A 25196-nucleotide genomic window follows, 5' to 3' on the forward strand; every position below is an offset into this window, starting at 1 on the left:
GATCCTCCGCCGCGGACATTCGAGCGCTGGGCGTCAACGTCGATCTCGCGCCCGTCGCCGACGTCACCATCGGGCTCGACGATCCGACCATCCGGACCCGCAGCGCGGGCTCGGCGCCGTCGAATGTCGCGTCCACCGTGGTGGCGGCCGTGCACGGCTTCGTCGACGGCGGCGTGGTGCCGGTCATCAAGCACTTTCCTGGGCACGGCTCCGTGGGGGTCGATTCCCACGATGGTCTTCCGGTCCAGCGGCGCACCGTCGCGCAGATGGAGACGCGGGACCTGCTCCCGTTCGCGGCTGCCGTCAACGCCGGTGCGCCCGCCGTCATGCTGGGGCATATCGAGGTCGCGGAGTGGGGCGGCGGTCCCGCCACTTTCGCGCCCGCGGCCTACGACTACCTGCGTGCGAAGCTGGGCTTCACCGGGGTGGCGGTGACCGACGCCCTCAACATGGGGGCCATCGTGGACACGCACACGGCGGGCGAGGCCGCGGTCGCCGCGCTCTCCGCGGGCGCCGATGTGCTGCTCATGCCCGCCTCGTTGGGAGGCGCGATCGACGGCATCGTCGCGGCGGTCAAGGACGGCGATCTGCCACGATCACGGCTGGACGAGGCCGCGGCGCGGTCGATCCTGCTGCTGCGCTGGAACGCCGGCCTGAGTGGCGACGATGCCACGCCGGGCTACGCGCGGACGCTGGCCGCCGCCGGGGCGACGGTGGCCGCCGGTGACTGCGCCGCCCCGATCGTCGGGGCCGCGGCCACGGTGACTGGGGGCACGGATCGGACCCGACGTGTGCTGGGCGAGGCGCTCCAGGCCCATGGGGTCGCGCTCGGCGGCGGACCTGAGATCCGGCTGGTGCCCTCCGGTCGAACGCGCGTCACGGCAGACGTGGTGGTGGCCCTGGACGGGCCGTGGGGGCTCTTCGACTCCAGCGCCCAGTCCTACATCGCGGTCTACGGCGACTCGTCCGCGACGCTCGCGGGGCTCGCCGACGTGCTGGTCGGTGCGGCTGCCGCGGGGGGCAGTTGGCCCGTGGACATGGGGCGTGGGGCGATCCCCTCCTGCGCGGCATGACGGGTAAGCGTGCCCGCAGCGGCCCGCTCGACCTCGCGCGCCAACTGGTCCAGGTGCGTCGAGTGCAGACGCCACTGCTGCCAGTGGAGTGGCACGGAGAGCTCCGGTCCGCCGAGGTCGGTCAGGTCGCGCCCCGCGCGTTGGTGCGCCGGGAGCATCCCCCATCCCAGCCCGAGGGCGATGGCCCGCGCGAACTCCGAGGACGACGGAACGCGGTGCCGCGGCGGCGCGGTCGGGTCCACGCCCCGGCTGCTGAGCCACTGCGACTGGAGGCTGTCGGTTCCGTCGAAGTCCACGACCGGGGCCCTCTCGAGCGCTGAGGCGGTGGCGCCCGCGGGCAGGTAGGTGCGTGCGAAGTCAGGAGCGGCGACCGCGCGGTAGGTCATCACGCCCAGGAAGCCGACGGTGCAGCCGGGCACCGGAACGTCTCGGGTGGTCACGGCGGCGACCACCGTTCCCCGGGCGAGCAGCTCCGCCGTCCGGCTCTCATCCTCCCGGTGGAGGTCGAGCGTCACCCCGAGCGCCACGGATGCCCGCACCAGCGGCTCGAGCAGCCACGTCGCGAGCGAGTCCGCGTTCACCGCGATCGGGAGGGTGGCGCGCGCGCCGTCCGCGAGCCCCAGGTGTGCCGCGGCGTCCGCGTCCAGATGGGCCACCTGCCGCGCGTAACGGATCACGGTTTCGCCGGCCGCGGTGGCACGCACCGGGCGCGACCTCACCAGCAGGACCTGGCCCGTGAGCCGCTCGAGCGTCGCGAGGCGCTGACTCACGGCGGACTGCGTGACGTGCAGGACGCGCGCGGCCGCATCGAGGGAGCCCTGCTCGACCGTGACGGCGAGCGAATGTGCGAGCTCCGGCGGGATTCTCATATCAGCGAGTCTAATAGTAAAGAAGAAATTCTAAGTGGTGCTGGTTGAGCCCGGAGGCCTACGGTGGCGCCATGAACTTTCTCGCCGGCCTGGGCCTGGGCCTGTCGCTCATCGTCGCCATCGGCGCGCAGAACGTGTTCGTGCTGCGTCAGGGCCTGCGCCGTGAGCACGTGGGGATCGTGGTGCTGGTGTGCGCCGTGTCCGACGCGGTGCTCATCGCCGCCGGCGTCGCGGGCGTGGGCGCGGCGATCGAGAGCGTCCCGTGGCTGGTGACGGGCGCACGCTGGGCCGGCGCCGCGTTCCTGCTGGTCTACGGGATACTCGCGGCCCGCCGGGCCCTGAGTGCGGCTGGCGAGCATCTGGACACGGCGGACGCGCAGGCGCCCGCCGCATCGTCCCGACGGGCGGTCCTGCTCACCGCGCTCGCGCTCACCTGGCTCAACCCGCACGTCTACCTCGACACCGTGGTGCTGCTGGGCACGGTGGCCTCGACGCACGGCGACGCACGGTGGCTGTTCGCCGCCGGGGCCATGACCGGGAGCGTGGTGTGGTTCAGCGCTCTCGGCTACGGGGCGAGGCTGCTGTCCGGGGTCCTGGCGCGGCCGCGAGCCTGGCGCATTCTGGACGGCGCCATCGCGGTCGTGATGGTCGCGATCGCCGTCTCGCTCGTGGTCGGCTCCTGACCCGGTGCGCCTACGCTGGCCTCATGGCGAACCGGCTGAGCGATGCTGAGGTGGTCGAGGTGCGCGCGCGGTACGCGGCAGGAGCGCGGCAGGTCGACCTCGCGGCCGCATTCGGGATCGCGCAGAACACCGTGTCCGCGATCGTCACCGGCCGCACGCGCGCTGCCGCGGGCGGCCCGATCGCCGCGCCGGCCGCGCGCGCGGAGCGCCCCGCGGCTGCCGCACCCTCCTCGCCGAGCACACCTCGGCGCCCGCCGCTCACCACCGCCCAGTGCGCGCGGATCATCGACCGTGTCCGAGGTGGCGAGCCCCGGGTCGACGTCGCGGCGGCGTTCGGAGTCTCGCGCTTCACGATCGACTCGGTCATGGTGGGGCGCATCGTCGGGCGCGATCCCGACGAGGCGGCGTTCGATGACGCCACGCTCGAGCGCATGCGGGACCTGCATCGCGACGGAGTCACCCAAACCGAGATCGCGCGGCGGATGGGCACCAGTCAACAGATGGTGTCGAAGGCGCTGCGCTCTCCGGACGGACGCTAGTCCCGGGGCCCTACGCGGGCTCGACCAGCAGCGCCGTGTGATGCCCGGCGATCCGGGTCAACACCAGCGTGGCGCGGCGCGACCCCTTGAGCTTCAGCCGCGGCCGGAGCTGCTCCGGGGTGATATCCACGCCGCGCTTCTTGATGTCGACGGTGCCCACGTCGCGGGCGCGCAGCTCCCGCGCGAGCACCTTGACGTCGAGCGGCAGACGGTCCGTGACCCGGTATGCCCGCGCGAGCGGGGACGCCACCGGGGCATCCGCGGTGAGATACGCGATGGTGGGATCGATCAGGCGTGCGTCGATGCGGTCCGCGAGCACTCCGACAAGCCCCGCGCGGATCACCGCGCCGTCGGGCTCCAGGAGCCATCCGCCCAGCGGCCCGACGTCCGCGCGGTCCGTGGGTCCGGAGATCTCGTGGCGCTCGCCGCCGCGGATCACCATCGCGGAGTGGCCTTCGCCCCGCGCGGCGGCGCCCGCCCACAGCCCCACCTCCACCACGGCGCCGTCGACGCTCACCCACTGCGCCTCCATGCCGTCGGGTATCGCCTCGTGAGGCAGGCCCGGTCCCGCCTTGACCCCAAGCGAGCGCACCGTGTGCCGCAGGTCGAGCACCCGGTCGAGCGGCGGCGAGTAGTCGGCCGGATCGTGCCGCCGGCCGCGCGAGGTGCGGCGGGCGGGATCAGCGAACACGCCGTCGGCGTCCAACCCGGCGAGCCCCGACAGGCCGTCGCCGTGCACCACCCTCGCGCGTGGCCACTGTCGCAGGTTATGTGCGGCGAGCACCGCGGTCGCCTCGTCCAGCTCGAACGCGACTACATCGATGCCGCGGTCCGCGATCGCCATCGCGTCGGCGCCCAGGCCGCACGTGAGGTCCGCGACCAGGGCGCAGCCGGCATCGGCGAATCGCTGAGCGTGGAGCGCGGATACGACCGCGCGCGACGCCTGCTCGAGCCCGGCGCGATGCAGCGCCATGCCGGCGGCGGCGGGCCCCAGGCGCGGGCGGGCCTCGCTCCGGAGCTCGGCGAGGGTCATCGCGGCGGCCACCAGGTCGCCCGGCCGGCCCTCGCGCCGCAAGCGATCGCTCAACCGCAGCGCGGTCGCCGGCTCGAAGTCGCCGATGCGTGCGGCGAGCGCCAGGCATTCCTCGCCGACGGTGAGGCGGGCGACCGCGGGGTCCATGGGGCGATCCTTTCACGCGCGGCGAACAGCGCCTCGTGGGTTAGCACTCTCCGTGGGTGAGTGCTAAATTGGTTCTGCTCTCACGAGCGCGGAACCGACTGCGACCTGACCCCCGCGACGGCAGGTGGCCGGCGGCCCGCATCATCACATACTTCGACGACGGAAGGTGAGGTCCGCAGTGTCGGTCTCAATCAAGCCTCTGGAGGACAAGGTTGTGGTCAAGGCCGCTCAGGCCGAGACCACGACGGCGTCCGGCCTCGTGATCCCTGACACGGCCAAGGAGAAGCCCCAGGAGGGCGAGGTCGTGGCCGTGGGCCCCGGCCGCATCGACGACAACGGTAACCGTGTCCCGCTCGACGTGAACGTGGGCGACAAGGTCATCTACAGCAAGTACGGCGGCACCGAGGTCAAGTACGCGGGCGAGGAGTACCTCATCCTCTCCGCGCGCGACCTGCTCGCGGTAGTCGGCTAGTCCGACGAGCGCGACGACGGGCCTCGGGGCATCACGCCCCGGGGCCCGTCGTCATACCCGGGCGCGGCACCTGGGTGCCGCGCCCTCCTCCCCTAACTTGCCTTCTTGAGGCGACCGGCGAGGATCGCGTGACGCTCGTCCTCGCTCAGCCCGCCCCACACCCCGAACGGCTCCCGAGCCGTGAGCGAACGCTCCCGGCACAGGTCGAGCACGGGGCAGTGAGCGCAGAAGGTCTTCGCCGTCTCGGCGCGTCGCCGACGCGCGGCTCCTCGCTCACCCTCGGGGTGGAAGAAGAGATCTGGGTCCGCGCCGCGGCACGCTCCCTCGTACTGCCATTCCCACTGATCCTGCGTCGGTGCGGGTAGCTTTGCCACCGCTTCCATAGCGCCCCCTTAAGGGTCGTCGAGGGTACCGACGAAGGCGCCGTTGCCTCCGTCACCCTTCAGTAAGGTCGTCTCTGGACTTCGGACGCCTCGAAGCCTCTTCGCTCCGGGCCGTCCGCCCCTCACTCCCATTCATAACACCGTCGAGTGGCCTTGTGAAGTCCCGATTTGCCTGGTTCTTGGCCGTCGCCGGGCCGCCCTAGAATGGGCCAATGGCGGCGCTCGACAACGATCCCTTCAGCTTCACCGGACTCACCTACGACGATGTCCTGCTGCTGCCCGGCGAGTCTGACGTGATCCCCTCCGAGGTTGACACCACCACCCGTCTCACCAAGGGCATCTCCGTCGCCGTCCCGCTGCTGTCCGCGGCGATGGACACCGTCACCGAGGCCCGCATGGCGATCGCGCTGGCGCGTCTCGGCGGCCTCGGCGTGCTGCACCGCAACCTCTCGATCGAGGACCAGGCGCACCAGGTCGAGATCGTCAAGCGGTCCGAGTCGGGGATGATCACCGATCCCGTCACGGTAGGCCCCGACGCCACGCTCGCGGAGCTCGATGCGCTGTGCGCCAAGTACCGGGTCTCCGGGCTGCCGGTGGTCGATCAGGACAACCTGCTGGTGGGCATCATCACCAATCGGGACCTGCGCTTCGTGAGCACGTCGGAGTTCGCCTCGCGGCTGGTGCGCCAGCAGATGACTCCCATGCCGCTCATCACCGCGCGCGAGGGCGTGTCGAATGCCGACGCCGCTGAGCTGCTGGCAAGGCACCGGGTGGAGAAGCTGCCGCTCGTGGACGCCGATGGCCGGCTCACCGGGCTCATCACCGTCAAGGACTTCGTCAAGACCGAGAAGTACCCGCTCGCCTCGAAGGACCACGAGGGTCGCCTGCGCACGGCCGCCGCGGTGGGCTTCTACGGCGATGCGTGGGAGCGTGCCACCGCACTCGTCGAGGCGGAGGTCGACGCGCTGGTGGTGGACACCGCGCACGGCCATGCCCGCGCCATGATCGACATGATTCACCGTCTCAAGTCCGACCCCGCCACCGCGCATGTCCAGGTGATCGGCGGCAACGTCGCCACCCGCGCGGGAGCCCAGGCGCTGGTGGACGCCGGCGTGGACGCGGTGAAGGTGGGCGTGGGCCCCGGCTCGATCTGCACCACCCGCGTGGTCGCGGGCGTGGGCGTGCCGCAGGTCACCGCGGTGTACGAGGCGTGGAAGGCCGCTCATCCGGCGGGCGTACCGGTGATCGCGGATGGCGGCCTGCAGTACTCGGGCGACATCGCGAAGGCCCTGGTGGCGGGCGCATCGTCCGTCATGCTCGGCTCGCTCTTCGCCGGCTGCGCGGAGACGCCGGGGGACCTGGTGCTGGTCAACGGCAAGCAGTTCAAGAGCTATCGCGGCATGGGCTCCATGGGCGCCATGGCGTCGCGCGGGCGCACGTCGTACTCGAAGGACCGCTACTTCCAGGCCGATGCCCCCAGCGACGATGACCTGATCCCGGAGGGCATCGAGGGTCGCGTCCCCTACAAAGGCCCGCTCTCCTCCGTGGTCCGCCAACTGGTGGGCGGCCTGGGTCAGTCGATGTTCTATGTGGGCGCGCGGTCGATCCCCGAGCTGCAGGCTCGCGGGAAGTTCGTGCGCATCACCCCCGCGGGGCTCAAGGAGTCCCATCCGCATGACGTCCAGATCACCGTCGAGGCCCCGAACTACGCCGGTCGCTCGTAGGTGGAGCTCGCCTGGCAGACGCTCGCGATTCTCGCGGTGGTCGCGCTGGTCGCCGGGTTCGTCGACACGCTGGCGGGCGGCGGCGGACTGCTGACGCTACCCGCACTGCTGCTCGCGGGGGTCCCGCCGCTGCAGGCCCTGGGCACCAACAAGCTGCAGGGATCGTTCGGCACCGGGATGGCGACGTGGCAGGTGATCCGGCGCAGGCGGGTCCGGTGGGCGGACGTGCGGTGGCCGATGCTGTGGGCGTTCCTGGGCTCGGCCGCAGGCTCCTTTGCGATCCAGTTCGCTGACTCGGAGCCGCTCGAGGTGGTCATCCCCGTGGTGCTCGCGGCGATCGCCGCGTACTTCGCCTTCGTCCCGCGGGCGCACCACCCCCCGGATCGCGCGCGGATGTCCGCCGCGCCCTACGAAGCGACCGTGGTGCCGGTGATCGGCGCCTACGACGGCGCCTTCGGGCCCGGGACGGGCTCGCTCTTCGCGATGACCGGCGTCACGCTGCGCGCCTATGACCTGGTGCGGTCGACGGCTGTGGCGAAGACCCTCAACTTCGCGACCAACATCGCGTCCCTGCTGGTGTTCGCGCTCGCCGGTCAGATGCTGTGGACGGTGGGGGCGGTGATGATCGGCGGGCAGCTGGTCGGGTCGTACGTCGCCTCCCACGTGCTGTTCAAGGTCAGCCCGGTGGTGCTGCGGGTGCTGATCGTGGTGATGTCGGTCGGGATGCTGATCCGCTTCCTCGTGGGCTGACCGTCAGGGATACAGGCCCCGGAGCTTGTGGGCCTCGGTGACGCGCTGCACGGCGAGCACGGTGGCGGCCTCGCGGTACGACAGGTCATGGGCGCCCGCGTAGTCCACCACGTCGTGCCACGCGCGCGTCATGCGCTCCTCGAGCCTGTCGTTCACGTCCCGCTCGGACCACTGATAGGCCTGGTTGGCCTGCACCCACTCGAAGTACGAGACCACCACGCCGCCCGCGTTCGCAAGGATGTCCGGCACCACCAGCACGTCCCGGTCCCTGAGGATCGCGTCCGCCTCCTTGGTGGTGGGGCCGTTGGCGCCCTCGACCACGATCCTGGCCTGCACCTTGCCGGCGTTCTGGGCGGTGAGCACGCCTTCGATCGCCGCCGGCACCACCACATCGACGTCGAGGGTGAGGATCGACGCCGCGTCGATCGCTTCGGTGCCCTCGAAGCCCACCACCGAGCCGGTCAGGTCGACGTGCGCGGACAGCCGCGCGATGTCGAGGCCTCGGTGGTCGTAGACCGCTCCGTCGATGTCGCTGACCGCGCGGACGGTCACTCCCGCGGCGCTGAGGAAGCGCGCGGCGTCGCGACCCACCTTGCCGAATCCCTGCACCGCGGCCGTGGTGCGCTCGGGACTCATGCCGCGCGAGGACATCGCCATCAGCGCGATGTTCGCGACGCCCCGGGAGGTGGCCGAGGCGCGGCCCAGCGACCCTCCCAGGCTCACGGGCTTGCCGGTCACCACGCCGGGCACGGTGTGTCCCACGGCCGCCGAGTAGGTGTCCATGATCCAGGCCATCGTGCGCTCATCGGTGCCGATGTCCGGGGCCGGGATGTCCACCTCCGGACCGATGATGGGCAGGATCTCGGAGATGTAACGGCGCGTCACACGCTCGAGCTCGGGCGTCGAATGCTCGCGTACGTCGATGGCGACGCCACCCTTGGCGCCGCCGTACGGCACGTCGACGAGCGCGCACTTCCATGTCATCCACATCGCCAGCGCGCGCACCTCGTCGAGGTCGACGGAGGGTGCGTAGCGCAGGCCCCCCTTTGCGGGGCCTCGCGAGAAGTTGTGCTGGACGCGATAGCCCGAGTAGACCGCGATGGAGCCGTCGTCGCGACGCAACGGGACGCTCACCATGAGTTCGCGACGCGGGGTGGCGAGCATCTGGCGGATGCCGCCGTCGTACCCGAGATGGCCGATCGCGCCGTCCAACTGGGCGTGGGCGTCGGCAAGGGGGCCGGTCGCCGCGGGGGCGTCGGCGGTGGTGGACCACGACATTGTGACCTCCGGTAGGTGTCTCCTCGACACTAACCCTCCGCGGCCTCACCCCGGTTCGACGCGGCGGCGAAGATCACGCCTCCGAGTGGCCGCGCGGTACATCCGGCGGGTCGGGTCAGAAGAGGGTGCCCGGCCCCTTCTTGGCCGTCGCCTGAGGCGTCGATGCGGCAGCCTCGCGCGGGGCGACGGGCCATCGAGGATCTGGGAGATCCTCTGTGACGCCCCGAGACTTCAGGTAGGCCGCGAAGTTGACGGCCCAGTCGCGGTAGGCCGAGATCTGTTGATCGTGCAGCGAGTCCAGTGAGACCTCTCGCAGCGCCGGGTAGGAGCTCGCGAGGGCCTGCACCAGGTCGAGCGTCGCGAGCACGTCCGCGTCCGCCGCGTGGAGGTGATCCGCCTCCACCGTCACGGCGTAGATCCGGCAGAGGTCGATGAGCTTGCGCGGGCCCTTGCGGTACCGATCGAGGTGCCGGTCGATCACGTAGGGATCGACGATGGGCCGCGCGGTCCCTGCGTCGAGTCGGGACGCGAGCGAGGAGAGGCCGTGCCTCGCCAGCTCGGCCTCGAGGATGGTCAGGTCGAACTGCGCGTTGTAGGCCACCACGGGGAACCCGGCGTTGAGCGCCTGGGCGAGGATGGCCGCGATCTGCTCCAGCGCCTCGGGCGGCTGCACCCCCGAGGCGCGCGCCTGCTCGGTCGAGATGCCGTGGACGGCGCTCGCCGCATCGGGGATCTCGATCCCGGGGTCGATCAGCCACGTGCGGGCCGTGACGGCGGCTCCGGTTCGGGTGATGACGGCGGCGGTCACGATCCGATCGTTCGCGGTGGACACGCCGGTCGTCTCGGTGTCGAACCCCACCATGGTCTCGTCTAGCCAGCTCATGGTCTCAGCCTTGCACGGCCCTCCGACGTTCGGCGACGCGGCGTCCCCAGCCGCCCGTGCATCGTCCCGGCCTCCGGGGTGACCCCGCGGTGACGCACGTGCCGGGCGATAGGGTGGTTCCCGTGAGCAACGAGATCGAGATCGGCCGCGGCAAGCGCGGGCGCCGGGCCTACTCCTTCGACGACATCGCGGTGGTTCCCTCCCGACGCACGCGCGACCCGCAGGTGGTCAGCCTGGGCTGGCAGATCGACGCCTTCCACTTCGAGATCCCCGTGATCTCCGCCCCGATGGACTCGGTCATGAGCCCGGCGACCGCGATCGCGCTGGGGCGCGCGGGGGGACTGGGCGTGCTCGATCTCGAGGGAGTGTGGACCCGCTACGAGGACCCCACGGCGCAGCTCGCGGAGATCGCCGAGCTGGACCCCGCGGCGGCCACCCGCCGCATGCAGGAGATCTACCGTGAGCCCATCAAGGACGAGCTCATCACCGCCCGCCTCCAGGAGATCCGCGCGGCCGGCGTCGTGGTGGCCGGCGCGCTCAGCCCGCAGCGCACGCAGGAGCACTACCAGACCGTGCTCCGCGCGGGCGTCGACCTGTTCGTGATCCGCGGCACCACCGTGAGCGCCGAACACGTCTCCGCGGACGCCGAGCCTCTCAACCTCAAGAAGTTCATCTACGACCTCGACGTCCCCGTGATCGTCGGGGGCGCATCGACGTATCAGGCGGCGCTGCACCTGATGCGCACGGGCGCGGCCGGTGTGCTCGTCGGCTTCGGCGGTGGGGCGGCTCAGACCACGCGCACCACGCTCGGCATCCACGCGCCCATGGCGACGGCGGTGTCCGATGTCGCCGCGGCGCGGCGCGACTACCTCGACGAGTCGGGCGGCCGCTACGTGCACGTGATCGCGGACGGCGGCCTGGGCCGGTCCGGCGACATCGTCAAGGCGTTCGCGTGCGGCGCGGACGCGATCATGCTGGGCGCGGCGCTCGCGCGCGCGGTCGAGGCGCCCGGAGGCGGCTACCACTGGGGCCCGGAGGCGCATCACCCCGAGCTGCCGCGCGGTGAGCGGGTCCACGTGGGCACCACCGGCCCGCTCGACGAGATCCTCTTCGGCCCCGGCGGCCACGCCGACGGCACGGCCAACCTCATGGGCGCCCTGCGTCGCTCGCTCGCGACCACCGGCTACTCCGACCTCAAGGAGTTCCAGCGCGTCGATATCGTGGTGAGCCCGTACCAGCCACATTAGGGACGATGGCGCGGGTCAGCCCAGCTGCTCGCCGAGTTCCAGCCACCGCTCCTCGAGCTCCCCGGTCTCGTCCTCGAGCGAGCGCAGGTCCTTGATCAACTTCGACAGGCCCGCGAAGTCGCTCTGATCGTGCATCACCATCTCGTGATGCGTGCCCTCGGTGAGTTCCTTCACCTTCGCCATCCTGCGTTCGACGGCCTTGAGCTCCTTCTCGACGTCGCGGCGCTCGGCTCCGGCGACCGTCGCCGGGCCTGCGGCGGCCCTCGCGGCGCCGAAGGTGCCGATGCCGGAGCCTCCCGCGCGACGCTCGCGGGACAGCGTGACGTACTCGTCGACCCCGCCCGGGAGATGCCGAAGGCCGCCGTCGATGACGGCGTACTGCGTATCCGTGATGCGTTCCATGAGGTAACGGTCGTGGCTGACGACGATCAGCGTGCCGGGCCATGCGTCGAGCAGGTCCTCAAAGGCGGCGAGCATGTCGGTGTCCAGGTCATTGGTCGGCTCGTCGAGTACCAAGACATTGGGCTGACTGAGAAGCACCACGAGCAACTGGAGGCGGCGGCGCTGGCCGCCGCTGAGCCGGCTCACCTGAGTCTTCAGCTGCGCCGAGGTGAAGCCCATCCGCTCGAGCAGCTGCCCGGGGGTCATCTCCAGGCCGTCGGACAAGGTGAGGGAGCTGAATTGCTTGACGACGGCAGAGACCCGCTCATCGGCGTGCTCCTCGAGTTCCGCGAGCTGCTGGCTGAGCTGGGCCACGCGCACCGTGATGCCGGTCTTGACGCGACCGCTGGTGGGCTGCTGCTCGCCGGTGATGAGCCGCAGCAGCGTTGACTTCCCCGCGCCGTTCTCTCCCAGGAGGCCGATGCGGTCGCCGGGGCCGATGTTCCAGTCCAGTTCCGTGAGGACGCGCTTGTCGCCATAGGAGACGGAACAGCGCACCAGCTCGACCACATCCTTGCCCAGCCTCGCCGCGGCCATGCGGTGGAGCTTGACGGTGTCGCGGATGGGCGGCACATCCTCGATGAGCGCGTTGGCGGCGTCGATGCGGAACTTGGGCTTCGACGTGCGCGCCGGGGCGCCGCGGCGCAGCCAGGCCAGCTCCTTACGCATGAGGTTCTGCCGGCGCTGCTCGGTGACCGAGGCGATGCGGTCCCGCTCGACGCGCTGCAGCACGTACGCGGCGTAACCGCCCTCGTAGACGTCGATCGCACCGTCGTGGACCTCCCACGTGCGGGTGGTGACCTCGTCGAGGAACCAGCGGTCGTGGGTGACCACCAGCAGGGCGCCCTGCCTCCCGGCCCAGCGGCGCTTGAGGTGCTCGGCGAGCCAGGTGACTCCCTCGACGTCCAGGTGGTTGGTGGGCTCGTCCAGGAACACTGCATCGTGATCCTCGACGAGCACATGCGCGAGGGCGACGCGGCGCTGCTGGCCACCCGAGAGGTCGCCCACGATCGCATCGGCCGGAAGGTCGGGTACCAGGCCCGACATGATGTCGCGGATCTTGGGATCCGCAGCCCACTCGTGGTCGTCGCGATCTCCCACGATCGCCTGCGCGACGGTGAGCGACGTGTCAACGTGATCGGACTGGTCGAGCACGCCGACGCGGGTGCCGCGCGCGATGGTGACGCGGCCATCGTGCGGCTCGAGGCGGCCGGCGAGAATCTTCATGAGGCTCGACTTGCCCGCGCCGTTGGCACCGACGATGCCGATCCGGTCGCCGTCGTCGAGTCCTACGGAGATGGAACCGAGGACGGTGCCGGTGCCGAAGTCGAGGTGAAGCGCCTCGGCGCCAAGAAGGTGAGCCACCAGGCAAGGGTAGTCGGCGCCCGCTCCCTGACAGTGCGCACGGACTTGCGCTCGACACCCCGTGCTGCGGACCGGTTCAGGGGTGGATCCGCGGGGTGTCGGATCTCGGACCGTGCGCACTGTCAGGGGCGAAGCGGGCCGTAGGCTCGCGCCATGACCGCCGCCCGCACCTGCGTCGCCCTGCGCCATGTCGCGTTCGAGGATCTGGGCGTGTGGGAGGCGGAGATCGCGGCCCACGGCTACGAGGTCCGCTACGTCGACGCCGGGGTGGATGACCTCGAGCCGGCGCTGATGGCGGACCTGTTGATCGTGCTCGGCGGCCCCATCGGCGTCGCGGACGCGACCGAGTACCCCGTGCTCACGGAGGAGATCGCGCTGCTGAGCGCGCGGGCGGCCGCGAACGGGCCCACCCTGGGCGTCTGCCTCGGGGCGCAGCTCCTGGCCGTCGCGCTCGGCGGCTCGGTCACTCCGGGCGAGCCCGAGATCGGGTGGGGCGGCGTGGACCTGGCGCCCGGTGCATCGTCCACCCCGCTCCGCCACCTCGCGGGCGCGCCGGTGCTCCACTGGCACGGCGACCGCATCGTCCCGCCGGCCGGCGCCGCGGTGTTCGCTTCGACGGAGTCGACGCCGTGCCAGGCCTTCGCGATCGGCGCGCAGTGGGGCGTACAGTTCCACCCCGAGGTGGATGGCGAGCGCATCGAGCAGTGGCTGATCGGCCATTCCGACGAGCTGCGCGCGCATCGCCTGTCCGTGCCGGAGCTGCGGTCGCGGTCCCGCGAGGTGGGGGACGATGCGGCGGTCGCCGGGGTGCGGATGATCCGGGAGTATCTGCGGGGCCTTGAGCCTCCCGCGATCAGCCGACGGTGAGGACCACCTTGCCGAAGTGCTCGCCGGAGGCCATGCGAGCGAAGGCGTCACGGGCGCTCGCGAGCGCGAAGGTCCCGTCGATCGCCGGGCGCACGCCGGTGCGTGCCAGGAAGGCGAGCAGCGCGGCGAGGTCCTCGCGGGTGCCCATGGTCACGCCCTGGATCCGCACCTCGTGGAAGAACACCCGGGTGAGGTGCGCCGGCTCCGGGTCACCGGAGGTCAGGCCGGCGATCGCGATGGTGCCGCCCGCCTTGACCGACGCGACGGAATGCGCCCACGTCGCCTTGCCCACCGTCTCGATGACGGCGTCCACCCGGATCGGGAGGCGCGCACCGGGCTCCACGGCGGCGGCGGCGCCCAGGGCGACGGCACGGTCGCGCTTCGCGGCCGAGCGCGACGAGGCGTAGACCTCGATGCCCGCCGCCGCGCCGAGCGCGATGGCGGCCGAGGCGACGCCGCCCCCTGCGCCCTGCACCAGCACCGATTGGCCCGGCTTGAGGCCAGCGGCCACAAACAGCATCCGGTAGGCGGTGAGCCACGCGGTCGGGAGGCATGCGGCCTCCTCGAACGACAGCGCCGTGGGCTTGGGCACCAGGTTCGCCGTGGGGACCGCGACCCGCTCCGCGAGCGTCCCCGGGTAGCGCTCGGACAGGATCGAGCGGGGCTCGCGCGGCCCCACACCGTGCCCGTCCGCCCCGATGACGGCGTGCACCACCACCTCGGCGCCGTCGGGCGTCACGCCGGTGGCGTCGGTGCCGAGGATCATGGGCAGCTGGGCCTGCGTGAGGCCCACGCCGCGCAGCGACCAGAGGTCGTGATGGTTGAGGCTCGCGGCGCGCACGTCCACCGTGGTCCAGTGCTCCCGGGCCTCGGGCTCGGGCCGGTCGCCCACCTCGAGGGCGGCGACCGGGGCGGTGGGATCGAATCGGGCGGCATAGGCGGCGAGCATGACTCTCAAACTACGCCGCCGCCGCGGGCCCGGGCCGGACCCTGGTCCCGACGCCCGACGTCCGACGTCTTGCCTACACTCGCACCATGGCCGCACCTGACCCCCGGGAGCCGCTCTGCGTCGCCGATCCGGGCGAGTGGCGCTCGTGGCTCGACCAGCACGAGTCCACGTCCGACGGCGTGTGGCTGGTCCTCGCGAAGAAGGGCACCACCGAACCCACGTCTCTCCACTATGACGACGCGCTCGATGAGGCGCTGTGCAGCGGCTGGATCGATGGACAGAAGCGCAGCAACGACGAGCTCACGTTTCTGCAGCGCTTCACGCCGCGCCGCGCGCGGTCGCTGTGGTCGGCACGCAACGTGGACCACATCGCTCGGCTCGAGTCCGAGGGGCGCATGCGACCCGCGGGCGTCGCTCAGGTCGCTGCCGCTCAGGCCGACGGGCGGTGGGGGAGGGCGTATCCGGGCTCGGCCGATGCGGTGGTTCCACAAGAGCTCACGGCGGCGCTCGCGGACGATCCTGCTGCCGCCGCGCGCTTCGAGACGCTGACCCGCGCCGAGCGCTTCTCCGTCATCATCCCGGTCATCACGGCGGCCACGCCCGAGCTGAGGGCGCGGCGCCTCGCCAGGGCGCTTGAGGGGCTGCGCGAGGGATAGCGCGTGGCCGCGATCGCGGGGCCGCTACTCGTTGTCACCGCCGGTCGCGGCCACGGCGTCGACCTCGGCGTCCGCTCCTAGGGCCCGCGCATCGGGCCACACCCAGTCGCGAACCTCGGGCAGGTCCTCGCCGAACTCGCGGGCGTAGCGCCGCGCCTCGAGCCGCTTGTCGTAGAGCTTCTGGCGCAGCGACGCGGCACGGGTGCCCAGCTGCGGCACCTGATCGATGACGTCCATCACCAGGTGGTACCGGTCGATGTCGTTGAGCATCGCCATGTCGAAGGGCGTGGTGGTGGTGCCCTCCTCCTTGAAGCCGCGCACGTGCAGGTTCGCGTGGCCGTTGCGGCGGTAGGTGAGGCGGTGGATGAGCCACGGGTAGCCGTGGTAGTTCATGATGATCGGCTTGTCCGTGGTGAACAGCTGGTCGAAGTCGCGGTCCGACATGCCGTGCGGGTGCTCCTTCTCCGGCTGCAGCTTCATGAGGTCCACCACGTTGACCATGCGCACCTTGAGCTCCGGCAGCTCCTCGCGGATGATGTCGATCGCGGCGAGCACCTCGAGCGTGGGCACGTCGCCCACGCCCGCCATCACCACGTCCGGCTCCTCGCCGTGCGGCACGTTGGACGCGAACTCCCAGATCCCGGCGCCGCGAGTGCAGTGGTCGATCGCCTGCTCCATGGTGAGCCACGAGGCCTGCGGCTGCTTGCCCGCGATGACCACGTTGACGTAGTTGCGGGAGCGCAGGCAGTGGTCGTATGTCGACAGCAGGGTGTTGGAGTCCGCGGGCAGGTAGACGCGCACCACCTCCGCCTTCTTGTTCACCACGTGGTCGATGAAGCCGGGGTCCTGGTGGGAGAAGCCGTTGTGATCCTGGCGCCACACGTGGCTCGACAGCAGGTAGTTGAGCGAGGCAACGGGGCGACGCCACGGCAGCTCGTTGGCCACCTTGAGCCACTTCGCGTGCTGGTTGAACATGGAGTCCACGAGGTGGATGAAGGCCTCATACGAGGTGAACAGGCCGTGCCGGCCGGTGAGGAGGTAGCCCTCGAGCCAGCCCTGGCACTGGTGCTCGGACAGCATCTCGACCACCTGGCCGTCGTGGGCCATGTTGCCGTCGTCCGGGTCGATCTGGGCATTCCACACCTTGTCGGTGACGTCGAGCACGGCCTGGATGCGGTTCGACGCCAGCTCGTCGGGCGCGAAGATCCGGAAGTTGTCGCGATTCTCCGCCATGACGGCCTTGAGCCACGAGCCCAGCACCCTGGTGGCCTCCGCCTGGCCGAAGCCCGGCGCGGGCACGTCGACCCCGAACTTGCGGAAGTCCGGCAGCCGTAGGTCCTTGAGCAGCACGCCGCCGTTGGCCTCGGGGCGCGCCGACATCCGCAGGTCGCCCTCCGGCGCCATCGCAGTGGTCTCCGCGGTGGGTGCGCCGTTCGCGTCGAACAGCTCCTCGGGGCGGTAGCTCTGCAGCCACCCCTCGAGGGTCGCGAGGTGTGCGTCGGTGTCGCGTGCGCTCGCGAGCGGGACCTGGTGCGAGCGCCACGAGCCCTCGGTGCGCTTGCCGTCGATCTCGGGTGGGCAGGTCCAGCCCTTAGGCGTGCGCATGACGATCATGGGCCACATGGGGCGGTCCATGTCCGGATCCTGGGCCGCCTGCGCCTTGATCGCTGCGATCTCGTCGAGCACGTCGTCGACCACGGCGGCGAAGCGCCGGTGGATCGAGGCCGCGTCCTCGCCGTCGAAGCCGGCGGTGAACAGGTGCGGCGTGTGGCCGTATCCCACCATCAGCGCGGTGAGCTCCTCCTCGCTGATGCGCGCCAGCACGGTCGGGTTCGCGATCTTGTAGCCGTTGAGGTGGAGGATCGGCAGCACCACCCCGTCGGTGGCGGGGTCGATGAACTTGTTCGAGTGCCAGGACGTCGCCAGCGGGCCGGTCTCCGCCTCGCCGTCGCCCACCACAGCCGCCACCAGCAGGTGCGGGTTGTCGAATGCGGCTCCGTAGGCGTGGCTCAGCGCATAGCCCAGCTCGCCGCCCTCGTGGATCGAGCCGGGCGTCTCGGGCGCGACGTGCGACGGGATTCCACCCGGGAACGAGAACTGCTTGAACAGGCGCTTGAGGCCGGCCTCGTCGAGCGAGATGTCGGGGTAGGTCTCCGTGTAGGTGCCGTCGAGCAGGCTCGACGCGACCAGGCCCGGGCCGCCGTGCCCCGGGCCGATGATGTACATCGTGGGCTGCTGCCGCGCCCTGATCATGCGGTTGAGGTGCGCGTAGAGGAAGTTGAGGCCGGGGGTGGTGCCCCAGTGACCCACCAGTCGCGGCTTCACGTGATCGCGATGCAGCGGCTCGCGCAGCAGCGGGTTGTCGAGCAGGTAGATCTGCCCCACCGACATGTAGTTCGTGGCACGCCACCAGCGGTCGATGCCCTCGATCTCGCTGTCGGTCGCGGCTGCAGTGGTGCGGAACTGCCAAGGCGTCTGAGTCATGGTTGACCTCCAGGTGGACTTGCTCCTCAGCATGGCACCGTTAACGTTCACATTGCCGGGCGAAGGTCCCGGTTCGAGGGTGGAGGACGCACCGCAGCCGGACGATGCGGCGGCGCGGGGCCTGTTGCTCCCGACGGTCCGCACGGACCTGGCGCCGACACGCCGTCCCGAGCCGCGCATCGTCCCGTGCCACGCGGGGTGTCGCACGCAACTCCGTGCGCAGTGTCAGGGCGTGAAGTGGGGGGCGTAGCGGGGCAGCGCGTACCGGGTCAGGAGACCGCCGCGATCGACTGCGCCGCGATCTCCCGCTCCTCGTTGGTGGGGATCACCCAGACCTGGACCCGCGAGTCGTCGGTCGAGATGAGCGTCGCCTCCTTCTTGCGGCCCGCGTTGCGCTCGTCGTCGATCACGATGCCCAGCTCGGCGAGCCCGCTCAGCGATTCGCGACGCACCACCTCGTCGTTCTCGCCCACGCCGGCGGTGAACACGATCGCGTCGAGGCCGCCCAACTGCGCCATGTACTGGCCCACGTAGCCCTTGATGCGACGGCAGTAGATCTCGAGCGCCACCTGCGCCTCGTGGCTGCCCTCGGAGATCGCCTTGTGCACGTCCCGCATGTCCGAGTAGCCGGTGAGGCCCAGCATGCCGGAGCGCTTGTTGAACAGGTTGTCGATCTCGTCGATGTCCATGCCGGCGGCGCGGTGCAGGTGGAACACCACCGCGGGATCGATCGCGCCCGTGCGGGAGCCCATCACCAGGCCGTCGAGCGGCGTGAGGCCCATCGACGTGTCGATCGCGAAGCCGCCCTTGATGGCGTCCGCGGACGCGCCGTTTCCCAGGTGCAGCGTGATGATGCGCAGCTCCTTGGGGTCGCGCTCCATGACCTCCGCGCACTCCCGCGACACGAACCCGTGAGAGGTGCCGTGGAACCCGTAGCGGCGGATGCCGTGCTCGTGGGCCAGGCGCGGATCGATCGCGTACGAGTAGGCGGCCTCGGACAGCGTGGCGTGGAACGCGGTGTCGAAGACGGCGACGTGGGGGATGTCGGGGAACGCGGCGCGTGCGGCGGAGATGCCGGCGACGTGGCCGGGGTTGTGCAGAGGCGCGAGCACCGAGAGCTTGGCGATGCTGGTCTCGACCGAATCGTCGATGACGGTGGGGGCGGAGAACTCCGACCCGCCCTGGACCACCCGGTGACCCACCACGGTGAGCGTGCTGACGTCCACGCCAGAGTCGGGCGCGGACAGCGACGCGATGATCTGGCGGACGCCCTCGTTGTGGTCCGTCACGCGCTCGACGAGCCCGGAGGCGAGCGGCTCATCGAGCGTGGTGTCGACCACCTGGTACTTGATCGAGCTGGAGCCGCAGTTGAGGACGAGGGCGATGCCGATGTAGTTGACGCTCACGCGTTGCCTTCCGAAGTCTTGAGATTCTGGGCCTGGATCGCGGTGATCGCCACCGTGTTGACGATGTCCTGCACGAGCGCGCCGCGCGAGAGATCGTTGACCGGCTTGCGCAGGCCCTGCAGGACGGGGCCCACCGCGACGGCTCCGGCCGAGCGCTGCACGGCCTTGTAGGTGTTGTTGCCGGTGTTGAGATCGGGGAACACAAGCACCGTGGCGCGGCCGGCGACGGGGGAGTCGGGCGCCTTCGAGCGGGCGACGGACGGCTCGACGGCGGCGTCGTACTGCATCGGGCCGTCGACCAGCAGGTCGGGCCTCCGCTCGCGCACCAGGCGGGTCGCCTCGCGCACCTTGTCGACGTCGGAGCCGGTGCCCGACTCGCCGGTCGAGTAGGACAGCATCGCGACGCGGGGCTCGATGTTGAACTGCAGGGCGGTCTCCGCGGAGGAGATGGCGATGTCCGCGAGCTGCTCCGCGGTGGGGTCGGGGTTGACCGCGCAGTCGCCGTAGACCAGCACGCGGTCGGCCAGGCACATGAAGAACACCGAGGAGACGATCGAGACGCCCGGGACGGTCTTGATGATCTGGAACGACGGCATGATCGTGTGGGCGGTGGTGTGGGCGGCTCCCGAGACCATGCCGTCCGCGAGGCCCAGTTGGACCATCATCGTGCCGAAGTAGCTGACGTCCTGAACCCGGTCGCGGGCCGCCTCGAGCGTCGCGCCCTTGTGCTTGCGCATCTCGTAGTACTGCGCGGCGAAGCGCTCGACGTGCTCGGGATCGGTGGGGTCGATGATCCGCGCAGCCTCGAGCTCGAGGCCCAGCTCGGCGCCGCGAGCTCGGATCGCCTGCTCGTTGCCCAGCAGGGTCAGGTCCACCACGGCACGGGTGAGGAGGGACGATGCGGCGCGCAGGATGCGATCGTCGCCGCCCTCCGGAAGCACGATGTGCTGCTTGCGGGAGCGGGCACGGTCCAGCAGGCCGTACTCGAACATCAGCGGGGTGATGACCTCGGTGTGGGCGACGTCGAGCACGCGACGCAGCTTGTCGGCGTCGACGCGCTGGTCGAACATCGCCAGCGCCGTGTCGACCTTGCGCTGGCTCTCGCGCGAGAGCCGGCCCCGCGTGGCCGAGCAGCGCCGCGCGGTCTCGAACGTGTCGAGGTCCGACCGAACCACGGGTAGGGAGGATCCGAGGCCCTCGACGAGCCGGCGGACGGCCGTGCGGGGCTCGAACCCCCCGGACAGGATGATGCCGGTGAGCGCCGGGAAGCCCTCGGCGCCGTGCGCGGCCAGCAGCGCGAGCAGGGTGTCGGCGCGGTCGCCCGGCGTGATGATCACGGAGCCGTCGTCGAGCCGGTCGAGCAGGTTCGACGTGGTCATCGCGCCCACGATGATCCCGCGGGACTCGCGGGCCAGCAGCGCCGGGTCGCCGGAGACGAGCGTGCCTTCGACCGCCTCGGCGAGCTGGCTCATCGAGGGCGCGACGAGGATCGGGTCCTCGGGCAGCACGCCCACGCGTAGATCGTCCGGAAGCAGCGCAGCGATCGCGTCGACGTCGTCCGGCTTGCAGCGGTTGACGAACATGGCGGCGACGTGAGCGTGGCTCGCGGCGAGTTCGGAGCGGGCCTGCTCCACCACCTGCGCGACCTCCTGAGGCGTCCTGTCGCTGCCGTGGACCACCAGCGCGACGGGCGCTCCGAGGTTGGCGGCGATGCGCCCGTTGAACTCCAGCTCGGCGGCCGCCGAGACGTCCGTGTAGTCGGTGCCCACGATGACCACGGCGTCGCACTTGCGCTCGACCTCGTGGTAGCGCGAGACGATCGTCGCGAGCGCTCGCTCCGGGTCCGCGTGGACGTCGTCGTAGGTGACGCCCATCGCCTCCTCGTACGACAGGTCGATGCTGTCGTGTCCCAGGAGGAGCTGCAGGACGTAGTCCGAACCGTCGGCGACGCGCGCCACCGGACGGAAGATCCCGACTCGTCCCACCTGCTTCGCGAGCATATTGGTGATGCCGAGCGCGATGGTGGACTTGCCGGTGTCCCCCTCGGCGGATGCGATGTAGATGCTGCGTGCCACGAGGTCATAGTTTCACGAAGTCGCCCCGACCACCTGGTCGAAGGTCCCGCAGCCTGTCGACCGCCCGGCGGAGCGAGGCTCGCCATCGTCGGTTGTCCCGCGCACGGGTGGTCGCGGAGGACGCGCCGCCGGGCCGATGCGGGGCAGGGCTTGGGTAGGCTGAGCGTGCGGTCGTATCGAGGGGACGGGCCGGCCCCACCTGCGCGCGCCGCGATCGGGACGCGAATGACGAGGAGTTCGATGGCGACACGGGCGGGAGTCGAGGGCCTGTCGCGCATCCCCCTGATGGTCGCGGCGGTGTTCGAGCGTCGAGTGGCAGGGCTCGGGGCCGAGGCGGGCCGCGCCGCCGGCACCGTCCAGATGTTCGCTCTGATCTCGATCCTGCCCACCGTCGCCTTCACGCTGTTCTATGGCGCGGGCACCGGATCCGCCAGCGTGCTGCCCTGGCTCAACGGCGCAGCGGTCCTCGGCTTCTGCCTCTGCGTGCTCGTGGTCCGTCGCGGTCACCAACTCGCTGGCGCGGTCCTGTACCTCTCGGTCGCCACCGCCGCGATGGTCTACATGGTCCAGCTGTTCGGGTGGCGTACCGGTCACCATCTCTACCTCATCACCGCTGCCCAACTGGTGTTCCTGGTGTTCATCGATCGCCAGCGGCTATGGCGGTGGGTGTTCGTCGCCGTGTCCGCCAGCGCGTTCCTGTACTCGCAGTTGCTGGCGCCGGCAGTGGGACCCTCCTGGACCCGGGGGGAGCTCGAGCTGGGGCGCATGTTCGCGGTCAATGCCGTCGGCACCGCGACGCTGATGTTCGTGCTGTCGGTGGTTGCGCATCATCGCGCGGCGGCATCGCAGCTCGAGGCCGCGCAGCACGCGGCGCGCGCGGAGTACCTCGCGAACACGGACATGCTCACCGGCCTGGAGAACCGCCGGCCCATCACGGCACGTCTCGAGCAGGTCGCGAGCGACGAGGGCAGCTCGTACTGCGTCGCCGTCGCGGATCTCGACCGCTTCAAGCAGCTCAACGACACCCACGGCCACGCGTGCGGTGATCGAGTGCTGGCCACCCTGGGCGATCGTCTCCGCGGCGAGCTGCGGGCCACCGATTCCGTGGGGCGGTGGGGCGGCGAGGAGTTCATCTTCGTGCTCGCCGACACCTCGCTGGACGAGGCCACCATGATGATGGAGCGGATGAGAAGCATCGTGGGCGGGTCGCCCGTCGAGTGCGGCACCCACGTACACGGGGTCACGATGTCCGTGGGCGTCGCCGACGGCGTGGCCGATCGCATGAGCCACCGCGTGGTCAAGCGGGCGGACGATGCGCTGTACGACGCGAAACTCGCCGGACGCGACTGCGTGCGGGTCCGACCGCTGGGCGACGAGGGCATCCGGGCCTCGTCGAACCGGCGTGCGCGGTGACGGCGACCGCTCGCGGCTCCGTCCTGTGGGGACGCGTCCTCGCCGCCGTCCTGATCGTCGCGATCTCCGTCGCCGCCTGCACGGCGCTGGGGTGGTGGCAGTGGGCCCGGGCATCCAGCACGGGTCGGGTGGTGCAGCCGGACCCGCCCGCACCGATCGCTGACCTGCTGCGTCCGGCCGAGCCCGCCGGCATCGCCCTGGGGCGCCAGGTGACGGTGACGGGCACGTGGGCCGGCGTCGACGCCGCGGTGGTGACCGGCAGGGAGGTCGACGGCACGCCGGCCGAGCTACTGGTGCGCGCGCTCACCGTGCCGGCGGACGCGACCGGCACCGGTGAGGCGGCGACGCTCGCCGTCGTCGTCGGATGGCGTCCCGAGGGCGAGCCCGCGGGCCCCGACCCGGGGCCCGACAAGGTCTCCCTCGACGGTTACCTTCGCGCGCCGGAGGCCGCCGCCGCATCGTCGCCTCCCGAGACGGCCCCGGCGCCCGGGACGTTCTGGGCGTCCGCGCTCGCCACCTCGGAGCTCGCCCAGGTGTGGCCCGCGCCGCTCTACGGCGCCGTGCTGGTCTCCTACGACGGCAGCGAGACCTGGACGGCGCTCGAGCCGCTGGAACCGACCACGGAGATCAACTTCAGATCCGCGGCGTACGCGGTCGAATGGTGGCTCTTCGGGGCGTTCGCACTGTTCGTCGGGGTGCGTTGGATACGCGACAATGGACGCGTGCGCCCGGAGGCGACCGACCCCGAGGCCGACGCACGGGAGGACCACGCGTGAGCGAGACCACCAGCCGGATCCCCGGGGCTCTGACGCGGTACCGCGTGATGGCATTCGTGACCGGATCCTTCCTGCTCGCCGTCACGCTCGGCGTCATCCTCAAGTACGTGGTGGGGATCGACCAGCCCACGTTCGTCGCCATCACCTCGGGCATCGCGATCGTGCACGGCTGGATCTACGTGGCGTACCTCGTCACCACGGTGCACCTATGGACGCTGATGCGGTGGGGCCTCGGGCGGCTCGTGTACATGGGCCTTGGGGGCGTGATCCCCTTCCTGTCCTTCTTCGCCGAGCGCCGCGTGAGCGCGGACGTCGCCGCGACCCTGGAGACACGATGACCGAGAACCAGACCCAGCATCGTCCCGTCCTTGTGGTCGACTGCGGTGCCCAGTACGCGCAGCTCATCGCGCGGCGCGTGCGCGAGGCGCACGTCTACTCCGAGATCGTCCCTCACTCGATGAGCGCCGCGGACATGCTCGCGAAGGACCCCTCGGCCATCATCCTGTCCGGCGGCCCGTCCTCCGTGTACGAACCCGGCGCCCCGCAGATCGACCCGGCTCTGTTCGATGGCGGCGTGCCCGTGATGGGCATCTGCTACGGCTTCCAGGCGATGGCGCAGGCGATGGGCGGAACCGTCGCGCGGACCGGACTGCGCGAGTACGGGCGCACCGTCGCACGCGTGACGGCCTCGGGCACTGCGCTCGAGGGGAGTCCCGCGGAGCAGCAGGTGTGGATGAGCCACGGCGACTCCGTGCATGAGGCGCCCGAGGGCTTCACGGTGCTCGCGACCACCGATGGCGCACCGGTCGCCGCGTTCGAGAACCTCGAACTGCGGATGTGCGGCATGCAATGGCACCCCGAGGTCAAGCATTCGCCGCTGGGCCAGGCCGCGCTCGAGAACTTTCTCTACCGGGTCGCGGGCCTCACCCCGGACTGGACCAGCGAGTCCGTCATCGACGAGCAGGTGGAGCGCATCCGCGCCCAGGTGGGCGAGGGCAGGGTGATCTGCGGGCTTTCCGGCGGCGTCGACTCGGCCGTCGCGGCCGCGCTGGTGCAGAAGGCCGTGGGCGACCAGCTCACCTGCGTCTTCGTGGATCACGGGCTGCTGCGCGCGGGTGAGGCGGAGCAGGTCGAGCAGGACTTCGTCGCGTCCACCGGCGTGCGCCTGGTGGTGGCCGATGCGCGTCGGCGGTTCCTCGATGCGCTCGCGGGCGTGACGGATCCGGAGGACAAGCGCAAGATCATCGGCCGTGAGTTCATCCGCGTGTTCGAGGCCGAGGCGCGGGCGCTGGTCGAGTCCGGCGACGACGCACACCCCGTGAAGTTCCTGGTCCAGGGCACGCTGTATCCCGACGTCGTGGAGTCCGGCGGCGGCGAGGGCGCGGCGAACATCAAGAGCCACCACAACGTGGGCGGCCTTCCCGACGACCTGCAGTTCGGCCTGGTCGAGCCCCTCCGGGCGCTGTTCAAGGACGAGGTGCGCGCGGTGGGCCTCGAGCTCGGGCTGCCCGAGGAGATCGTGTGGCGCCAGCCCTTCCCAGGCCCCGGGCTGGGCATCCGGATCATCGGCGCCGTCTCGCAGGACCGTCTCGACGTGCTGCGCGCCGCGGACGCGATCGCCCGGGAGGAGCTGACCCGGGCGGGCCTCGACCGCGACATCTGGCAGTGCCCCGTGGTGCTCCT

At 71.0% G+C, this 25196-nt stretch carries 22 protein-coding genes and 1 pseudogene; 13 read left to right on the plus strand and 10 right to left on the minus strand.

Annotated features, from left to right (window positions below; all coding sequences use genetic code 11):
- Positions 1-26: 26 nt before the first annotated feature.
- Positions 27-563: pseudogene (locus tag Q0L54_RS03665) on the plus strand (glycoside hydrolase family 3 N-terminal domain-containing protein); the annotation flags it as partial.
- Positions 564-952: 389 nt separating this feature from the next.
- Here Q0L54_RS03665 and Q0L54_RS03670 read toward each other — a convergent pair.
- On the minus strand, positions 953-1942 hold the full coding sequence (locus Q0L54_RS03670) for an ArgP/LysG family DNA-binding transcriptional regulator (RefSeq protein ID WP_296665576.1): 990 nt from the start codon (positions 1940-1942) through the stop codon (positions 953-955).
- A 71-nt stretch (positions 1943-2013) separates the two neighbouring features.
- Here Q0L54_RS03670 and Q0L54_RS03675 point away from each other — a divergent pair, with 71 nt between their 5' ends.
- The gene (locus Q0L54_RS03675; RefSeq protein WP_296665577.1) at positions 2014-2625 is read left to right on the plus strand and encodes a LysE family transporter; all 612 of its coding nucleotides are present in this window, start codon (positions 2014-2016) and stop codon (positions 2623-2625) included.
- Positions 2626-2648: 23 nt separating this feature from the next.
- Positions 2649-3164, plus strand: a complete 516-nt coding sequence (locus Q0L54_RS03680; protein WP_296665579.1) for a hypothetical protein — start codon at positions 2649-2651, stop codon at positions 3162-3164.
- A gap of 10 nt (positions 3165-3174) precedes the next feature.
- On the opposite strand, the gene Q0L54_RS03685 is transcribed toward Q0L54_RS03680, so the two are convergent.
- Complete coding sequence (locus tag Q0L54_RS03685; RefSeq protein WP_296665580.1) at positions 3175-4344, minus strand: class I SAM-dependent methyltransferase; 1170 nt, start codon at positions 4342-4344, stop codon at positions 3175-3177.
- 178 nt (positions 4345-4522) lie between these two features.
- On the opposite strand from Q0L54_RS03685, the gene groES reads away from it, so the two are divergent.
- Positions 4523-4816, plus strand: coding sequence for a co-chaperone GroES (groES, locus tag Q0L54_RS03690; RefSeq protein WP_296665582.1), 294 nt, complete (start codon positions 4523-4525; stop codon positions 4814-4816).
- A 92-nt stretch (positions 4817-4908) separates the two neighbouring features.
- Here the strand turns inward: groES and Q0L54_RS03695 are convergent, their stop codons facing one another.
- Positions 4909-5199: a WhiB family transcriptional regulator gene (locus Q0L54_RS03695; protein WP_296665583.1), complete on the minus strand. Its 291-nt coding sequence runs from the start codon at positions 5197-5199 to the stop codon at positions 4909-4911.
- Positions 5200-5411: 212 nt separating this feature from the next.
- Between Q0L54_RS03695 and guaB the strand changes: the two genes are divergently transcribed.
- Entirely contained in the window at positions 5412-6923 is a 1512-nt protein-coding gene (guaB, locus tag Q0L54_RS03700) for an IMP dehydrogenase (RefSeq protein WP_296665584.1), read from the plus strand.
- A complete protein-coding gene (locus Q0L54_RS03705; protein WP_296665586.1) occupies positions 6924-7673 on the plus strand; it encodes a TSUP family transporter in 750 nt (249 codons plus the stop codon).
- Between the two features lie 3 nt (positions 7674-7676).
- Here the strand turns inward: Q0L54_RS03705 and Q0L54_RS03710 are convergent, their stop codons facing one another.
- Complete coding sequence (locus tag Q0L54_RS03710; protein WP_296665587.1) at positions 7677-8951, minus strand: Glu/Leu/Phe/Val dehydrogenase; 1275 nt, start codon at positions 8949-8951, stop codon at positions 7677-7679.
- A 115-nt stretch (positions 8952-9066) separates the two neighbouring features.
- Entirely contained in the window at positions 9067-9834 is a 768-nt protein-coding gene (locus Q0L54_RS03715) for an exonuclease domain-containing protein (RefSeq protein ID WP_296665589.1), read from the minus strand.
- A 122-nt stretch (positions 9835-9956) separates the two neighbouring features.
- Here Q0L54_RS03715 and Q0L54_RS03720 point away from each other — a divergent pair, with 122 nt between their 5' ends.
- Positions 9957-11081 carry a GuaB3 family IMP dehydrogenase-related protein gene (locus Q0L54_RS03720; RefSeq protein ID WP_296665590.1) on the plus strand — a complete coding sequence of 375 codons (1125 nt, stop codon included), beginning with the start codon at positions 9957-9959 and terminating at the stop codon, positions 11079-11081.
- Between the two features lie 15 nt (positions 11082-11096).
- Here the strand turns inward: Q0L54_RS03720 and Q0L54_RS03725 are convergent, their stop codons facing one another.
- On the minus strand, positions 11097-12887 hold the full coding sequence (locus Q0L54_RS03725) for an ABC-F family ATP-binding cassette domain-containing protein (protein WP_296665592.1): 1791 nt from the start codon (positions 12885-12887) through the stop codon (positions 11097-11099).
- A gap of 153 nt (positions 12888-13040) precedes the next feature.
- Here Q0L54_RS03725 and Q0L54_RS03730 point away from each other — a divergent pair, with 153 nt between their 5' ends.
- Entirely contained in the window at positions 13041-13754 is a 714-nt protein-coding gene (locus tag Q0L54_RS03730) for a glutamine amidotransferase (protein WP_296665593.1), read from the plus strand.
- Here the strand turns inward: Q0L54_RS03730 and Q0L54_RS03735 are convergent.
- Entirely contained in the window at positions 13741-14703 is a 963-nt protein-coding gene (locus tag Q0L54_RS03735; protein WP_296665595.1) for a zinc-binding dehydrogenase, read from the minus strand. The two genes, Q0L54_RS03730 and Q0L54_RS03735, sit on opposite strands and share 14 nt — an antisense overlap.
- An 86-nt stretch (positions 14704-14789) precedes the next feature.
- On the opposite strand from Q0L54_RS03735, the gene Q0L54_RS03740 reads away from it, so the two are divergent.
- The gene (locus tag Q0L54_RS03740) at positions 14790-15359 is read left to right on the plus strand and encodes a YdeI family protein (protein ID WP_296665596.1); all 570 of its coding nucleotides are present in this window, start codon (positions 14790-14792) and stop codon (positions 15357-15359) included.
- Positions 15360-15383: 24 nt separating this feature from the next.
- Here Q0L54_RS03740 and Q0L54_RS03745 read toward each other — a convergent pair whose 3' ends face one another.
- The 3 genes from Q0L54_RS03745 to pta form a co-directional block, all read right to left on the minus strand.
- Positions 15384-17843, minus strand: coding sequence for a phosphoketolase (locus Q0L54_RS03745; protein WP_296665597.1), 2460 nt, complete (start codon positions 17841-17843; stop codon positions 15384-15386).
- A gap of 269 nt (positions 17844-18112) precedes the next feature.
- Positions 18113-19249 carry an acetate kinase gene (locus Q0L54_RS03750; RefSeq protein ID WP_366937928.1) on the minus strand — a complete coding sequence of 379 codons (1137 nt, stop codon included), beginning with the start codon at positions 19247-19249 and terminating at the stop codon, positions 18113-18115.
- Positions 19246-21324 (minus strand): phosphate acetyltransferase, encoded by a 2079-nt coding sequence (gene pta, locus Q0L54_RS03755; RefSeq protein WP_296665598.1) that lies wholly within the window; start codon positions 21322-21324, stop codon positions 19246-19248. Before pta ends, Q0L54_RS03750 begins: the two co-directional genes overlap by 4 nt.
- A gap of 240 nt (positions 21325-21564) precedes the next feature.
- On the opposite strand from pta, the gene Q0L54_RS03760 reads away from it, so the two are divergent.
- The 4 genes from Q0L54_RS03760 to guaA all read left to right on the plus strand — a co-directional run.
- Positions 21565-22737, plus strand: coding sequence for a GGDEF domain-containing protein (locus Q0L54_RS03760; RefSeq protein WP_296665599.1), 1173 nt, complete (start codon positions 21565-21567; stop codon positions 22735-22737).
- Entirely contained in the window at positions 22734-23513 is a 780-nt protein-coding gene (locus tag Q0L54_RS03765) for an SURF1 family cytochrome oxidase biogenesis protein (RefSeq protein WP_296665600.1), read from the plus strand. Before Q0L54_RS03760 ends, Q0L54_RS03765 begins: the two co-directional genes overlap by 4 nt.
- Positions 23510-23851, plus strand: a complete 342-nt coding sequence (locus Q0L54_RS03770; protein ID WP_296665601.1) for a DUF3817 domain-containing protein — start codon at positions 23510-23512, stop codon at positions 23849-23851. Before Q0L54_RS03765 ends, Q0L54_RS03770 begins: the two co-directional genes overlap by 4 nt.
- Positions 23848-25196 (plus strand): glutamine-hydrolyzing GMP synthase (gene guaA / locus Q0L54_RS03775; protein ID WP_296665603.1); only part of this gene is annotated, 1349 nt, incomplete at its 3' end. The genes Q0L54_RS03770 and guaA, both read left to right, overlap by 4 nt.

This window comes from Demequina sp., assembly GCF_024642165.1.
Lineage (GTDB): Bacteria > Actinomycetota > Actinomycetes > Actinomycetales > Demequinaceae > Demequina.